Source organism: Cyanobium sp. T1G-Tous, assembly GCF_024345455.1.
Lineage (GTDB): Bacteria > Cyanobacteriota > Cyanobacteriia > PCC-6307 > Cyanobiaceae > Cyanobium_A.
This window is the reverse complement of the sequence record NZ_JAGQBD010000006.1, coordinates 33,993-47,811: the sequence shown is the minus strand read 5'-3', so window position 1 is coordinate 47,811 and position 13,819 is coordinate 33,993. Positions and strand designations below refer to the sequence as shown.

Sequence of the window (13,819 nt, the reverse complement as noted above, 5' to 3'; positions counted from 1 at the left end):
CGGCAGGAGATTAGGTCTCAGTCGGTGGGGCCCTGCCAGCGCAGGAGCGCTGCACCCCAGCTAAGGCCGGCGCCGAAGCCGCTGCTGGCCAGCAGATGGCCAGGCTGCACCCGGCCGTCCTTGACGGCTTCATCGAGCATTAATGGAATCGTGGCGGCCGAGGTGTTGCCGTAGAGAGCCAGGTTGCTAAGCACCTGGCTGTGGGCGATGGCGAAGCGGTCGGCAACGGCGTCGAGGATGCGCTGGTTGGCCTGGTGCAGCAGCAGCCAGTCGAGTTGCTCGGGGGCGGTGCCGGTGGCTTCCAGCAACTCGCTGAGGATTGCCGGCACCTCTCGCACCGCAAATTTGTAGACCTCTTGGCCGTTCATCTGGATCGGGGCAAAGCCGCCCCGCTGGGCCGTCAGCTCCCCGAGCAGGGGTGCGTGTTTATCCAGCTGGGCAAGAGTTAGGCAGCCGTTGCGGCTGCCGTCGGAGCGCATGCGGAAACCCAGTAGGCCGCCGTCGTGCGCTCCGCAAGCCTCCACCGCCACGGCGCCGGCACCATCGCCAAACAGCACGCAGGTGCTGCGGTCGTCCCAGTCGACCCAGCGACTGAGCTGGTCGGCGCCGATCACCAGAGCCCGCTTCATGGCGCCACTGCCCAAATATTGGCTGGCGGTGATCAGGGCAAACAGAAAGCCGCTGCAGGCGGCGGTGAGATCGAAGGCCACCGCGCGTTTGGCGCCTAAGGCCCCCTGCACCCGCGGCGCCGTGCCGAATAAATCGTCGGGGCTTGAGGTGGCCAGCAGGATCAGGTCGACATCGTCTGGGCTCCAGCCGGCATGGTCGAGGGCGGCCTGGGCGGCGCGGCTGGCCAGGCAGGTGAGGGATTCGCTGGGGCCGGCGATCCGGCGGGCGCCAATGCCAGTGCGGGTGCGGATCCACTCGTCATTGGTGTCAACCCTCTCGCTGAGTTGCTGATTGGTGATGCTGGCTGCTGGAACTGCGCTGCCACATCCAACCAAGACCATGCCCAGCTGGCCCATTGCTTTTAGCTCTGGTGTGTTGACTCCGCCGAACGACACCGGGAAAGGCCCACAGTTGGCTCAGTCAATCACAGGCGACTGGCGCTTCGGGGCTGCCCGCTTCGCTGAGGGCGTGGAGGTTGGCCATCACCCCGTGGCTGGCGGCGGAGTGGGCCAGGCGCAGGGCGCTGAGCACCGAGAGGGCCTTGCTGCTGCCGTGGCCGATTACGCATACCCCGTTAACCCCAAGCAGCAGGGCGCCGCCATGTTCGGCATGGTCGAGGCGTTTTTTAATGCGGCGCAGGTTGTTGATCAGGAAGGCCGAGCCCACCTTGCCGCGGCGGCCCCTGGGCAGTTCCTCTTTGATCACATCGAGCAGCACGCTGCCCACGGATTCCAGGAACTTCAACAGCACGTTGCCGGTGAAGCCGTCGCACACCACCACGTCGAACTGGCCCGAGAGGATGTCGCGCCCTTCGCAGTTGCCGGCGAAGGTGAAGCGCTCCTCTTCTGCCAGCAGGGGGTAGGTGCGCAGGCAGAGCTCGTTGCCCTTGCACTCCTCTTCGCCGATATTCACCAGGCCGATGCGGGGCTGGGCCACCTGCAACACATCGCGGCTGTAAATGTGGCCAAGCAGTGCCCACTGGTGCAGGTAGGCGGGCTTGCAATCCATGTTGGCGCCCACATCGAGCACCAGTACCTGCTGTTCGGTGTCTTTGGTTGGAAATAGGGCACCGATGGCGGGGCGATCGATGCTCTTGAGTCGGCCCAGCCGGAAGATCGCCGCAGCCATCACGGCTCCGGAGTTGCCTGCGGAGTAAACCGCCGTGGCCTCGCCCTGCTTCACCAGATCCATGGCCTTGTTGATGCTGGCGTCGCGCTTCTTGCGCACCACCGTTGCCTCTTCGTTCATGCCCACCGAGGGACCGCTGGCCACAAGTTCGATCAGGCCGCGGGCTACGGCTTCGTTGAGTTCGTCCTGGAGGCCCATCGCGGTCACCGCGGTCTGTAGCGGGGCTGTTTCGGCCACGAACCGCACCCGCAGGGGCAACAATTCCACGGCCCGCAGGCAGCCCTCCAGAATTGGGCCTGGGGCATGGTCCCCACCCATGCCATCGACCGCTACCCAGAGGCGGTCGGAGTCGTTGATCGGTGTGTCTTCGCCCGGCCCCCCCAGGCCCCGTTGCAGGCGGCGTAGGGGGTCGAACACCAGCGGCTGCAGCACCGTGTTGGCCATGTTGCCGGCCACGCTGGTGGCGGTGCCAGCGACATTGCCAGCCGTGTTAGCGGCGGAGCTGGCTGCAGAGGTGGCGCTATCTACCAGACTGGTTACCGCCGCGTTGCGGAGATACCAGATCACCAGCCGGCGGATGGCCCGGCTGGGCTTGGCGCGCTTGTCAGGTCCCTTCGGAGGCAACGGCGTCAACGATGCGTTGGAACAAATAACCGGTGCCGCGAGCTGTGAGGATCAACTCGGGGTTGGCCGGATCATCCTCCAGTTTGGAGCGCAGACGGGAAATGTGGACATCCACCACCCGGGTATCCACGTGACGCTCCGGGGTGTAGCCCCATACATCCTTGAGAATTTCACCCCGGCTGAAGGGTTCGCCGCTACGGCTTACCAGCAGCTCCAGCAGGCTGAACTCCATGCCTGTGAGGCGGATGCGCTCATCACCTCGATACACCTGACGCTTGTTGGTGTCGATGCGCAGGTCGCCCACCGTGATCACCCCAGAATTGGGAGAACCGGCGATGGACTCCTTCTCCACCCGGCGCAGCACGCAGCGGATGCGGGCTTCCAGCTCCTTGGGGCTGAAGGGCTTCACCACGTAGTCGTCGGCGCCGAGCTCCAGGCCGGTGATGCGATCTGCCACATCGCCTAGGGCGGTGAGCATCACAATTGGCACATCCGAATCCTTGCGCAGCTCCTGGCAGACGCCGTAGCCATCGAGCTTCGGCATCATCACGTCCAGCACCACCAGGTCAGGCTGAGTGGTCTTGAACAATTCCAGGGCCTCGATGCCGTCGCAGGCCGTGACCACCTGATAACCGATCATCGATAGCCGGGTCTCCAGGATCCGCCGGATGCTGGCTTCGTCGTCTACGACAAGGATTATTTCCTTGCCGTGATTGTTCCCGAGGGTGGTGGTTGGGGCGGAGGCCGTCATCACTGCAGCCGGGCTGCTACATCAGATAGCCCCCACTGAAAAGGCGGGAGGGGGCGAAATTTATTCAATGCCACCTTTCTTCATACAGCCCTCTCTCCTCAGCCCTTAGTTCGTGGCCAAGCCCAGCACTTTTTTTGTTTGCACCAGCTGTGGAGCTCAGGCCCGCCAGTTTTTTGGCAAGTGCGCCAGCTGCGGTAGCTGGAACACATTGGTGGAGCAAAAAGCTGCTCCGGCGGCCGACAGCCGGCGCCGGCGCCCGGTGGCCGAGGTTGCTGCCGCTGAAGCCGTTGTCGCTGGCCAGCCGCGACGCTCCGAGCCGATCCAAGCGGTGGGGGAGCGGGCCTTGCAGCGGCTTAGCAGCGGCTACGGAGAATTCGATCGGGTGCTGGGCGGTGGCCTGGTGCCCGGCTCCCTGGTGCTGGTGGGCGGCGACCCGGGAATTGGAAAGAGCACCCTGCTGCTGCAGAGCGCCCGCGCCATGGCGGGTCGGGCGTCGGTGCTCTACGTGAGTGCGGAGGAGTCGGCCCAGCAGGTGAAGCTGCGCTGGCGTCGCCTGGCCGAGGCCAGCTCTGGCGAACCAGAAGCTGGCGAATCCAAAGCAGGGGCTGATTTTCAGCTGCTCGCTGAAACCGATCTGGAGCTGGTGCTGCAGGAGCTGGAGGCGTTGCGGCCAGCGGTGGCGATCATTGATTCGATCCAGGCCCTCCATGACGCCGAACTGGGCAGCGCCCCTGGTTCGGTGTCCCAGGTGCGGGAATGTGCCGCCGCCCTGGCCCGCATTGCCAAGCGCCAGGACACTGCCCTGCTGCTGGTGGGCCATGTGACCAAGGAGGGCGCCCTGGCGGGCCCGAAGGTGCTCGAGCACCTGGTGGATGCGGTGCTGACCTTTGAGGGCGACCGCTTTGCCAGCCACCGGCTGCTGCGGGCGGTGAAAAACCGCTTCGGCGCCACCCATGAGCTGGGCGTTTTCGAGATGCGCGATCGGGGTCTGGCCGAGGTGACCAACCCCAGCGAGCTTTTTCTCGGCGGCGATGAACCCAGCGCCGGCACCGCCACGATCGTGGCCTGCGAGGGCACCAGACCCCTGGTGGTGGAAATGCAGGCTCTGGTGAGCACCACCAGTTACGCCAGCCCGCGCCGCAGCGCCACCGGCATCGCCGTTAATCGCCTGCACCAGATCTTGGCCGTGCTCGAAAAGCACCTGGGCCTGCCCCTGTCACGCTTTGACTGCTACCTGGCGGTGGCCGGCGGCTTGGAGGTGGAGGAGCCCGCGGCGGATCTCGGCGTGGCCGCGGCGGTGGTGGCCAGCTACCGCGACCTCACCCTGCCGCCCGGCACGGTGCTAGTGGGGGAGCTGGGCCTGGGCGGTCAGCTGCGGCCAGTGGGGCAGCTGGAGCTGCGGCTGCAGGAGGCGGCGCGGCTGGGCTTCACCCGGGCGGTGGTGCCGAGGGGCACGGGCCTGGCTAAGGCGGCCGCTGGGTTTGGTCTGCAGCTGCTGGAGGCCGGTGGCGTGGCCGAGGCGCTGGTGGCCGCCTTGGGGGTGAATCCGGCGGACGACCGGAGTTAATCCGGCTTAGAAATAAACGTCGACGCTGCCGCGGCCGCTGGTTTTGAGCCAGTTCTGGGCTTCGATGTAGTTGTTTGGTGCCAGCCGGATCGCCTTGCCCCAGAAGTCGGCTGCCTGATCGAAACAGCGGTCAGCTTCATCGGCATCGCCGCTCTCTTCGGCGATCGAGCCCAAGTGGTGGTGAATCACCGCCATGTTGTTGAGGGCCTGGGGCATCTTGCTGTTGAGATCAAGGGCCTGGCCGTAGAAGTCAAGCGCTTTGGCGTGGTCACCGTTTGAGGCAAACACCAAGGCCATGTTGTAGAGGATGAAAGCCTTGTCGTTGGGGTCGTCCTCGAGGGTTAGCGCCTCCTCGTAGTTCTCAAGGGCTTCTGCGTATTCGCCGTCGGCCTGGGCGCTCATGCCGTCGCGGTAATAGGCGAAGGCCTCCTTGGCGCGACGGTTGGTGGGCAGCACCTTGAGGATCAAGTCGGCCATCACCGTGAAGCTCTTATCGATGAAGTTGTCGTTGCGCTGACTGCGGGGCACGGGCTAATGCGGCGGACTTCTTGGGCCCATCCTGGCGGATGTCCCTAGCCTGGGCCGACTCTTCTCCCTGCTTGGCCTTGCACTCGCTCCAGGAGCCGCCTCTGCTGGAGCCCCTCCTGCTGGAGATCGAGGGGATGAAGTGCGGCGGCTGTGTGCGGGCTGTGGAGCAGCGCCTGCTGGATCAGCCCGGGGTGCGCCAGGCCAGCGTCAACCTCTTAACCCGCACTGCCTGGGTCGATCTCGCCTCTGCTGAAGCGGATCAAGGGAACCTGCTTGAGGCCTTGGCAGAGCTGGGTTTCCAGGCACGACTGCGCTCTAGTGAAGTCGAGTTGTCGAGTCGTCGGGAGCGCTTGCGGGCGCGCAGCTGGTGGCAACAGTGGCGCCAGCTGGTGGTTGCCCTGGTGCTGCTGCTGGTGTCCGTGCTCGGTCATCTGCCCGGGGCGGGGCTTGGTGCCCTCTGGATTCACGCCTTGGTTGCCACTGCAGCCTTGGCCGGGCCCGGGCGGCCGATTTTGGTGCGGGGAATCCAGGGAGCTCTGGCCGGCTTGCCCAGCATGGACACCCTGGTCGGGCTAGGGGTATTCAGTGCCTATGGGGCCAGCTTGGTGGCCTTCCTTTGGCCCCACACCGGCTGGCCTTGCTTTTTCAATGAGCCGGTGATGCTGCTTGGCTTTGTGCTGCTGGGCCGCTTCTTGGAGGAACGGGCCCGCTTTCGCACCGGCCGTGCCCTCGAGCAGCTCGCTGAGCTCCAACCTGACACCGCCCTGCTTCTGCTTGGCGATGGACCGCCGCGTCCGGTGCGGGTTGGCGGCCTGCGCCCCGGTGACCGCGTTCGGTTGCTGCCCGGAGACCGGGTGCCAGTTGATGGCGTGGTGCTGGAGGGCTGCTCGGCGGTGGATGTTTCAGGCCTTACCGGCGAACCGCTGCCCCTGCAGGCCGCTGCCGGCAGCGAGCTCGCCGCCGGCAGCCTCAATCTGGAGGCGCCCCTAGTGCTGGAGGTGAGTCGCCGTGGGGCCGATAGCGCCATTGCCCGGATCATCCATTTGGTCGAGCGGGCCCAGGCCCGCAAGGCGCCCATTCAGGCCCTAGTCGACCGGATCGCCGGGCGTTTCACCCTGGTGGTGCTGGCTCTAGCGGTGGCGACGCTGCTTTTTTGGTGGTTGTTAGGCACCGATATCTGGCCCCAGGTGCTCAACTCCCCCAATGTGGCCGGTCATGCCGGGGGGCACGCCGGCCATGGGGTGCTTGGTACCAGCGCCGAAACCCCCTTTGCCCTGGCCCTGCAATTAGCAATTGCGGTGTTGGTGGTGGCCTGCCCCTGCGCCCTGGGCCTAGCTACCCCCACCGCCATCACGGTGGGCACGGGTAGGGCTGCCCGGGAGGGTTTGCTGTTTCGCGGTGGTGATGCGATTGAAACCGCTGCCCGGCTCCAGGCTGTGCTGTTCGATAAAACCGGCACTCTCACCCTGGGGCGTGCCTTGGTGGCGGCGGTGGAGCCCCTCGCTGATCTTGATGCCGATCGGCTGCTGCAACTGGCTGCCAGTCTTGAAACGGGCAGTCGCCATCCCCTGGGCCAGGCCTTGCTGCAGGAAGCCCAACGCCGTGATCTGGTGCTGTTTGAGCTGGGTGATTCCCACACCACAGCGGGTGAAGGCGTGGCGGGCTTGGTTGCGGGCAGGCGTTTGCGGGTTGGACGGCTGGCCTGGGTGGAGCCGGCGCCCTCAGCCGCATTGCTGGCCCGCCAGGCTCTGCTCGAGTGTCACGGGGCCAGTGTTCTGGCTTTGGCCGACGACCAGCTGGGCCTGCTCGGATTATTAGCAATCAATGATCAGCCCCGCCCGGACGCGGCGGCGGTGCTGGCAGCCCTGCGGGGCATGGATCTGGATCTTGGCCTGCTCAGTGGCGATCGGCGTGAGCCGGTGCAGCAGCTGGGCAGCCGGTTGGGTCTGCTTGAGGCCGAGCTGGCCTGGGAACTGCGGCCCGAGCAGAAGCTGGAGTGCATCCTGCAGCATCCGGCCTACGGAGCCCTGGCGATGGTGGGTGATGGCATCAACGACGCCCCTGCCCTGGCTGCGGCAGACCTTGGCATCGCCGTTGGCACGGGCACCCAGATCGCCCAGGACAGCGCCGATTTGGTGGTGATGGGCGAGCAGCTCGACGGCATTGTGCGGGCCCTGCTGCTGGCCCGCCGCACCATGGCCAAGGTGCGTCAAAACCTGGCTTGGGCCTTTGGTTACAACCTGATCGTGCTGCCGCTGGCGGCCGGCGTGTTGCTGCCTGGCTTTGGGGTATTGCTCACCCCGCCGCTGGCGGCCCTGCTGATGGCCCTTAGCTCGATCACGGTGGTGGCAAATGCCCTGTTGCTGCAGGACGGGAGGGATCATGCCAGCTGATTTCCAGGTGGCAGCGCCGGCCGCAGTTCCCCGGGGCAGGTTCGTGGTGCTTGAGGGCATCGATGGCTGCGGCAAGAGCACCCAGATCGAGGCACTGCGCCGCTGGTTGCCCACCAGTGGCTTGCTGGCAACCGGCGCCGAGCTGCTGGTGACCCGGGAGCCGGGGGGCACTGCCCTAGGGGCTGCGCTGCGCCAGCTGCTGCTGCACCCCCCGGGTGAGGCGGCGCCGGAGCCAATGGCCGAGCTGCTGCTCTACGCCGCCGACCGGGCCCAGCATGTGGAGCAGTGCATTCGGCCGGCTCTGGCGGCCGGCCATTGGGTGCTGAGCGATCGCTACAGCGGCTCTACGGCGGCCTATCAGGGCTATGGCCGCGGCCTCGACCTGGCCCGTATCGCCCAGCTGGAGCAGCTGGCCACAGGAGGCCTGGCCCCCGATCTCACCCTGTGGCTGGAGTTGCCCCTGGCCGAATCCCTGCGTCGCCGCGGTGAGCGCACTGCCGACCGCATCGAGGCCAGCGGTGAGGCTTTTCTGCACCGGGTTATCGATGGTTTTGCGGCCCTGGCCGCAGGGCGGGGCTGGCGGCGGGTTGATGCCACTGGGGCACCGGAGCAGGTGGCGGCAGCCTGCTGCGGTTTGCTGGCCGAGCTTGCGACTGGTTCGCCCCCATGACGGCCCTGTTTGACGACCTGCTTGGTCAGACCAGGGCCGTAGCCCTGCTCGAAGCCTCCTTGGTTAAGGGGCGGCTGGCGCCGGCCTATCTGTTTGCCGGCCCTGATGGCGTCGGGCGGCGGTTGGCGGCGTTGCGCTTTTTGGAGGGTGTGCTGGCAGGGCTTCAGGGCGATGCCGGTATCCGCAGGCGTCTCCAGGAGGGAAACCACCCGGATCTGCTCTGGGTCGAGCCCACCTATCAGGACAAAGGCCAGTTGGTGCCGGCTTCCAAGGCCGAGGAGCTGGGCTTGGCGCGGCGGGCTGCACCCCAGCTGCGGCTTGAGCAGATTCGCGACGTTTCGCGCTTTTTATCCCGTCGGGCCGTGGAAGCCAGGGGTTGTGTGGTGGTGCTGGAGGACGCCGAGGCGATGGCCGAGGGGGCAGCTAATGCCTTGCTCAAAACCCTGGAGGAGCCCGGTGAGGGCCTGCTGATCCTGATCGCGGCGACGCCAGAGCAGCTGCTCACCACGATTCGCTCCCGCTGCCAGCAGATCCCCTTCACCCGGCTCAGCTCCGAGCAGCTGACGGTGGTGCTGGAGCGCTGCGGTGAGCCCGCCCCAACGGCTGATCCACCTGAACTGCTGGAGCTGGCTGCAGGTTCGCCGGGGGCCCTGCTGCGTTGCCGCCAGGCCTGGGCAGCCCTGCCTGAGGGGCTGGCGGCAAGGTTGCTGGACTTGGCAGCAGCTGCGGAGCCCCTCCAGGCCCTGGCCCTGGCGAGGGATCTGGCCGAGGCCCTTGATGCTGAACAACAGCTATGGCTGCTTGGCTGGTGGCAGCTGGCGTTATGGAGGCGGCAGGCCCCGGTGGCCCAGCTCCAGCGCCTAGAGCGCCTGCGCAGCCAGCTGCGCGCCTACGTGCAGCCGCGGCTGGCCTGGGAAGTGGCCCTGCTGGAGTTGGCCGGGATCTGATCAGCTGGCCTGGGCTTGGCGTTCGCTGGGTAGCTCCAGGCAGTAGCCGGCGCCGTACACGGTTTTGATGAAGCGGGGTTTACGGGGATCGGGCTCGAGCTTGGTGCGTAGGTGGCGCACGTGCACCCTGATGGTCTCGATGTCGTCGTCAGGTTCGTAGCCCCAAACCTCCTTGAGGATCAGGGAAGGGGCCACGGTTTGGCCGTGGCGCTGCAGCAGGCAGTGCAGCAGTTCGAATTCCAGGTGGGTGAGGCGCACCGGCTCGTCAAACCAGATGGCTTCAAAGCGCTCAGGTACCAGGGTGATGCAGCCGTAGCTGAGGATTTCGTTGTGCTTGGTGGATAGGGGGGCATGGTCGCTGCGGCGCAGCAGCGCCTTAACCCGCACCATCAACTCCTCGAGATCGAAGGGCTTAGGGAGATAGTCGTCTGCGCCGGAATTGAAACCGCTCACCTTGTCTTTGATGCTGCCGAGGGCCGTGAGCATCAGAATCGGGATCTTGGCAGTCCGCTCATCGCGACGTAGCCGCTGGCAGAGGGTGAGGCCGTCCACCTTGGGCAACATCAGATCCAGCAGGATCAGATCAGGGCTGTATTGAAGAGCCAGGGCCTGGCCCTTGATGCCGTCTTCGGCTCGCTGTACGTCGAAGCCCCCATGCTCCAGGTGGCCTGCCACCAGCTCGCGCATGTCGCTGTCGTCTTCGATCAGCAGGATGCAGGGCTTCATGGAATGAGGTAGAGGAGCAATCGCTACTGCCGCAGCGAACTTCAACGCATTTTCTCCGTTTTTGCCCGGATGGGTGAGCTCCGGCCACTGATTGAAGGCTGGCTGAAACGATTCTTTTGGGCTGATCGAGCCGGATCTCACCCTTTCTTTTGTCTGAGGCCAGTGGGGGCAAGCCCTGCAGCTGTCATCTTTGGCCGGAATCTTCAGGATTTCTTCCTGGTTTTTTGTTGCGGCGCGGGCATTAAAAAACCGCAACCCGGGGGCTGCGGTTTGGTGAATAAGCTCCCCGGGCGGGATTCGAACCTGCGACCAATCGATTAACAGTCGATCGCTCTACCGCTGAGCTACCGAGGATTAAGCCGGATTAAACCGGTCCGAAGACCTTACCCTTCGGCCCTGCCGCCCTGCAAGGGGGCCAGGTGCTGGGCTAGCTGCTGTCCGTTCTGCCAGCTCCCCACGGAGCCGTGCTCCATCAAGGCGGCGCCATCGCAGTGCTGCAGCTCCTCAAGCCGGTGGGTGATCCAAAGGGCAGTGAGTGGGGCTGCGGGCCGGTGGGTGAGCTGCCAGAGCAACTGCAAAACCCCGTTTTGGCTGTCGGGATCTAGCAGGGCGGTTGGTTCATCAAGCAGCACTAGATCGGCGTCACTGGCAAGGGCGCCTGCTATGGCCAAGCGCTGCTTTTGGCCGCCGCTGAGGGTGTGGATCGGCCGCTCCTCAAAACCGCCTAAACCAACTTGCAGAAGGGATTGGGCGACTCTCAAGCGCCGCTCATCGCCGCCTAAATCTGCTGGGAGGCCTAGTTGCAGGTCGCTGGCGCAGCTGGGCAGCAGTAGCTGATGGTCTGGGTTTTGAAAAACGAGCGCAGCCTTGCCGGCAGCGTGAATGCGGCCGCTGCGGGGCTCCAGCAGGCCGGCGATCAACCGCAGCAAAGTGCTTTTGCCGCTGCCATTGGTTCCCACCAGCATCCACAGCCCTGGCCTCGGGATCTGCAGGTTGCAGTGACGCAGGGCCGGGCGGCCGTTGGGCCAGGCGAAGCTCAGGCGCTCAACCGTGAGAGGAGGGGGCATGTCCGGGTGGCTCCAGTGGGACGCCGTAGGCGATCAGCTGTCGAAGCTGAAACCGGGGCGCTTGCCGCCGCTACCCATGGCTGATTTCTCGTAAAGCTGCACCGCTACCACTTCACTGCAAAGCAAGGTGATGCGCTTGTCCTCCTCCTTCTCGCAAGTGAGTTCCAGCAGTCGGGGGCCATCGCCTTCGAGGACCTGCCGCACCTGGTTGTAAAGGGCCTGGGCATCGTTCAACTCCTTGCGCTGAACGGCCACAGGCATGGGGCTGAGCTTTAGGGAGAGCTCTACTACGTACATGGATGGGGGGTTGGCTGACCCCACTGTGGCGAATCCCGTCCCCCATGGTGCAAGACGCGACTTGGGCAAAACGCAACTGGCGGCCCCTAGGTAAATCTGCTCAGCGTTGCGGCGGGTTTGCGCACCTGACGGTTGTGACCCGTAGTATTCCGATGTAACGCTTCATGAAGCCGCTCTCATGACGATCGCCTTAGGCCGCGCGCCGCAGCGGGGATGGTTCGACATCCTCGATGACTGGCTCAAGCGCGACCGCTTCGTTTTTGTGGGGTGGTCTGGTCTGCTCCTGTTCCCCACGGCCTACTTGGCTCTGGGTGGCTGGCTCACCGGCACCACCTTTGTCACTTCCTGGTACACCCACGGAATTGCCAGCTCCTACCTAGAGGGCTGCAACTTCCTCACCGCAGCTGTCAGCACCCCCGCTGATGCCATGGGTCACAGCTTGCTGTTGCTCTGGGGCCCAGAAGCCCAGGGCGACTTCGTGCGCTGGTGCCAGCTCGGTGGCCTCTGGCCCTTCGTGGCTCTGCACGGCGCCTTCGCCCTGATCGGCTTCATGCTGCGTCAGTTCGAGATTGCCCGCCTGGTGGGCATTCGTCCTTACAACGCCATCGCCTTCTCCGGCCCGATCGCGGTGTTCGTCAGTGTTTTCCTGATGTACCCCCTCGGCCAGAGCAGCTGGTTCTTTGCTCCCTCCTTTGGTGTGGCAGCAATCTTCCGCTTCCTGCTCTTCCTGCAGGGCTTCCACAACTGGACGCTCAACCCCTTCCACATGATGGGAGTGGCCGGCATCCTCGGCGGTGCTCTGCTGTGCGCCATCCACGGCGCCACGGTTGAGAACACCCTGTTCGAGGACTCCGATCAGTCGAACACCTTCAAGGCGTTCGAGCCCACCCAGGAAGAAGAGACCTATTCAATGGTCACTGCCAACCGCTTCTGGAGCCAGATCTTCGGGATCGCCTTCTCCAACAAGCGCTGGCTGCACTTCTTCATGCTGTTTGTGCCGGTGATGGGTCTTTGGACCAGCAGCATCGGCATCATCGGCTTGGCCCTCAACCTGCGCGCCTATGACTTCGTGTCCCAGGAGATCCGCGCTGCTGAGGATCCTGAATTTGAAACCTTCTACACCAAGAACATCTTGCTGAATGAAGGTCTGCGTGCCTGGATGGCACCGGCTGACCAGCCGCATGAAAACTTCGTCTTCCCTGAAGAGGTTCTTCCCCGCGGCAACGCTCTCTAGGAGAAAAGTTTAATTCGGTTAATCCAGTTTTTAGCGCCCCGAAAGGGGCGCTTTTTTATGGCTCAATTGTCTTGGCTGCAAATTTCTGCCAGAAGCTGCGTTCAGCAGCTTGCTGCTTTGCATTGGCCTCTCGCAGAATGGGGGCAAGCGCAGCTAAGTTCAGCACCCATCGATTCAGGCTGTTAAGCGGCCAGCGCAGCGGTCGCTCGAAGTCCACGAAAAGCACAACTCTGTATCCATCGGTGTTATTCCAAACTTGGTGGTTGTAGGTGTCATCAAAAACCAGGCACCGTCCCTCTTGCCACATGTGCACCTGATCAGCAATGCGGATGCGGCATCGCTTCCGAGGTTCCGGCACCATTAGGCCAAGGTGCATGCGGAGCACCCCTGCCCACGCACCTCGGTGGGGGGGGATCTTCTTTCGAGGTGAAAGGATTGAGAAGAAAGCAGTGGTGCAACCTGGAATCACTGCCAAAACGCGCATGGTTTCTGGGCAGCGCCTGGCATTTTCCCTGCAGTTCATTCCTACACCTTTTAGGAAGAAGGTTTTCCAGTTGTCATCCTTCTGGATGCCGCCCACTTCCCGCAGGATGTCCTGGAAATTCGGCATCCCCTCCCGATATTCCATCACCGCATCTAGTTCCCTGCGCACGTTGCACCAGTTGGCCTCCACTTCGCTAATCCAGCTGAATTGCTCAGTGGAAAACACAGGTTGATCTCCGTGGATCGCGAAATGGCACACTATTTTCTCCAGTACTCCATGGATCCAGCGGCGTAGGAGTTTCCGGCGGCTGCGAGCCGGTGATGTCCACTGCCGCCTGGCCAGATGCTTAGGTCTGCTGGTTAGGGAGTGGCTGGACCCATCCATGAGTCTTGATTGGAATTTGTGCGCTAAAGATCGTATGAAAAGGGCTCTTAGCTTTGGTCCTTTCCCCTTAAGATGGGTTTGATCTGTCAGCAGTGATGTGGCATTCCGTTTCGGCGGGCGCCGAATGCATCGCCGGCTGGCTCCAATCCCCAGAGGAGGAGGTGCCCGTGAGTTCCAGTTGTTTCACCCAGGGTCTGCTGATCGCGGAGAACGCCGGCTGATTTCGGCGCCTGATTCCTGATCAAACGGTTCCGCGCCATAGCGGACCCGGCGAGAGCCCCCGACGAGCCCCGTGCCCGTCGGGGGCATCGTTTTGGCGGGGAAAGTAGCAGGAGAGCGCGTGTCATTGT

Annotated in this window: 14 protein-coding genes and 1 tRNA gene; 6 read left to right on the top strand and 9 right to left on the bottom strand. The window is 64.1% G+C overall.

From position 1 onward, the window contains the following. Positions 1 to 17: 17 nt before the first annotated feature. The 3 genes from KBY75_RS05575 to rpaB all read right to left on the bottom strand — a co-directional run bounded on the left by KBY75_RS05575 (position 18) and on the right by rpaB (position 3,172). A complete protein-coding gene (locus tag KBY75_RS05575) occupies positions 18 to 1,010 on the bottom strand; it encodes a beta-ketoacyl-ACP synthase III (RefSeq protein ID WP_255023259.1) in 993 nt (330 codons plus the stop codon). 79 nt (positions 1,011 to 1,089) lie between these two features. Next, the gene (gene plsX / locus KBY75_RS05570) at positions 1,090 to 2,421 is read right to left on the bottom strand and encodes a phosphate acyltransferase PlsX (RefSeq protein WP_255023258.1); all 1,332 of its coding nucleotides are present in this window, start codon (positions 2,419 to 2,421) and stop codon (positions 1,090 to 1,092) included. Further along, positions 2,402 to 3,172 (bottom strand): response regulator transcription factor RpaB, encoded by a 771-nt coding sequence (gene rpaB / locus KBY75_RS05565; RefSeq protein WP_254935578.1) that lies wholly within the window; start codon positions 3,170 to 3,172, stop codon positions 2,402 to 2,404. Before rpaB ends, plsX begins: the two co-directional genes overlap by 20 nt. A 112-nt stretch (positions 3,173 to 3,284) precedes the next feature. On the opposite strand from rpaB, the gene radA reads away from it, so the two are divergent. Continuing rightward, complete coding sequence (gene radA / locus KBY75_RS05560; protein ID WP_255023257.1) at positions 3,285 to 4,739, top strand: DNA repair protein RadA; 1,455 nt, start codon at positions 3,285 to 3,287, stop codon at positions 4,737 to 4,739. A 6-nt stretch (positions 4,740 to 4,745) separates the two neighbouring features. Here radA and KBY75_RS05555 read toward each other — a convergent pair whose 3' ends face one another. Further along, positions 4,746 to 5,267: a photosystem I assembly protein Ycf3 gene (locus KBY75_RS05555; protein ID WP_106632645.1), complete on the bottom strand. Its 522-nt coding sequence runs from the start codon at positions 5,265 to 5,267 to the stop codon at positions 4,746 to 4,748. Between the two features lie 71 nt (positions 5,268 to 5,338). On the opposite strand from KBY75_RS05555, the gene KBY75_RS05550 reads away from it, so the two are divergent. Genes KBY75_RS05550 through KBY75_RS05540 form a run of 3 tightly spaced genes read left to right on the top strand, consistent with a single transcriptional unit; the run spans position 5,339 to position 9,277 of the window. Beyond that, entirely contained in the window at positions 5,339 to 7,660 is a 2,322-nt protein-coding gene (locus tag KBY75_RS05550) for a heavy metal translocating P-type ATPase (protein WP_396098002.1), read from the top strand. Beyond that, positions 7,650 to 8,330 (top strand): dTMP kinase, encoded by a 681-nt coding sequence (gene tmk, locus KBY75_RS05545; RefSeq protein WP_255023256.1) that lies wholly within the window; start codon positions 7,650 to 7,652, stop codon positions 8,328 to 8,330. The genes KBY75_RS05550 and tmk overlap by 11 nt, the downstream gene beginning before the upstream one ends. Further along, positions 8,327 to 9,277 (top strand): DNA polymerase III subunit delta', encoded by a 951-nt coding sequence (locus KBY75_RS05540; protein WP_254935581.1) that lies wholly within the window; start codon positions 8,327 to 8,329, stop codon positions 9,275 to 9,277. The genes tmk and KBY75_RS05540 overlap by 4 nt, the downstream gene beginning before the upstream one ends. On the opposite strand, the gene KBY75_RS05535 is transcribed toward KBY75_RS05540, so the two are convergent. From KBY75_RS05535 to KBY75_RS05520, 4 genes are all read right to left on the bottom strand, one after another. Beyond that, positions 9,278 to 10,003 (bottom strand): response regulator transcription factor, encoded by a 726-nt coding sequence (locus tag KBY75_RS05535; protein ID WP_254935582.1) that lies wholly within the window; start codon positions 10,001 to 10,003, stop codon positions 9,278 to 9,280. A 282-nt stretch (positions 10,004 to 10,285) separates the two neighbouring features. After that, positions 10,286 to 10,357: transfer RNA gene (locus tag KBY75_RS05530), tRNA-Asn, on the bottom strand. A 29-nt stretch (positions 10,358 to 10,386) separates the two neighbouring features. Next, on the bottom strand, positions 10,387 to 11,070 hold the full coding sequence (locus tag KBY75_RS05525; RefSeq protein WP_255023255.1) for an ABC transporter ATP-binding protein: 684 nt from the start codon (positions 11,068 to 11,070) through the stop codon (positions 10,387 to 10,389). 33 nt (positions 11,071 to 11,103) lie between these two features. After that, positions 11,104 to 11,367 (bottom strand): hypothetical protein, encoded by a 264-nt coding sequence (locus tag KBY75_RS05520; RefSeq protein WP_254935584.1) that lies wholly within the window; start codon positions 11,365 to 11,367, stop codon positions 11,104 to 11,106. Positions 11,368 to 11,545: 178 nt separating this feature from the next. Between KBY75_RS05520 and psbD the strand changes: the two genes are divergently transcribed. Beyond that, the gene (psbD, locus tag KBY75_RS05515) at positions 11,546 to 12,601 is read left to right on the top strand and encodes a photosystem II D2 protein (photosystem q(a) protein) (RefSeq protein ID WP_254960822.1); all 1,056 of its coding nucleotides are present in this window, start codon (positions 11,546 to 11,548) and stop codon (positions 12,599 to 12,601) included. Positions 12,602 to 12,656: 55 nt separating this feature from the next. On the opposite strand, the gene KBY75_RS05510 is transcribed toward psbD, so the two are convergent. Beyond that, positions 12,657 to 13,310, bottom strand: a complete 654-nt coding sequence (locus KBY75_RS05510; RefSeq protein ID WP_254937820.1) for an aspartyl/asparaginyl beta-hydroxylase domain-containing protein — start codon at positions 13,308 to 13,310, stop codon at positions 12,657 to 12,659. A gap of 254 nt (positions 13,311 to 13,564) precedes the next feature. Here KBY75_RS05510 and KBY75_RS05505 point away from each other — a divergent pair, with 254 nt between their 5' ends. Next, the gene (locus tag KBY75_RS05505; protein ID WP_254937821.1) at positions 13,565 to 13,690 is read left to right on the top strand and encodes a hypothetical protein; all 126 of its coding nucleotides are present in this window, start codon (positions 13,565 to 13,567) and stop codon (positions 13,688 to 13,690) included. Positions 13,691 to 13,819: the final 129 nt, after the last annotated feature.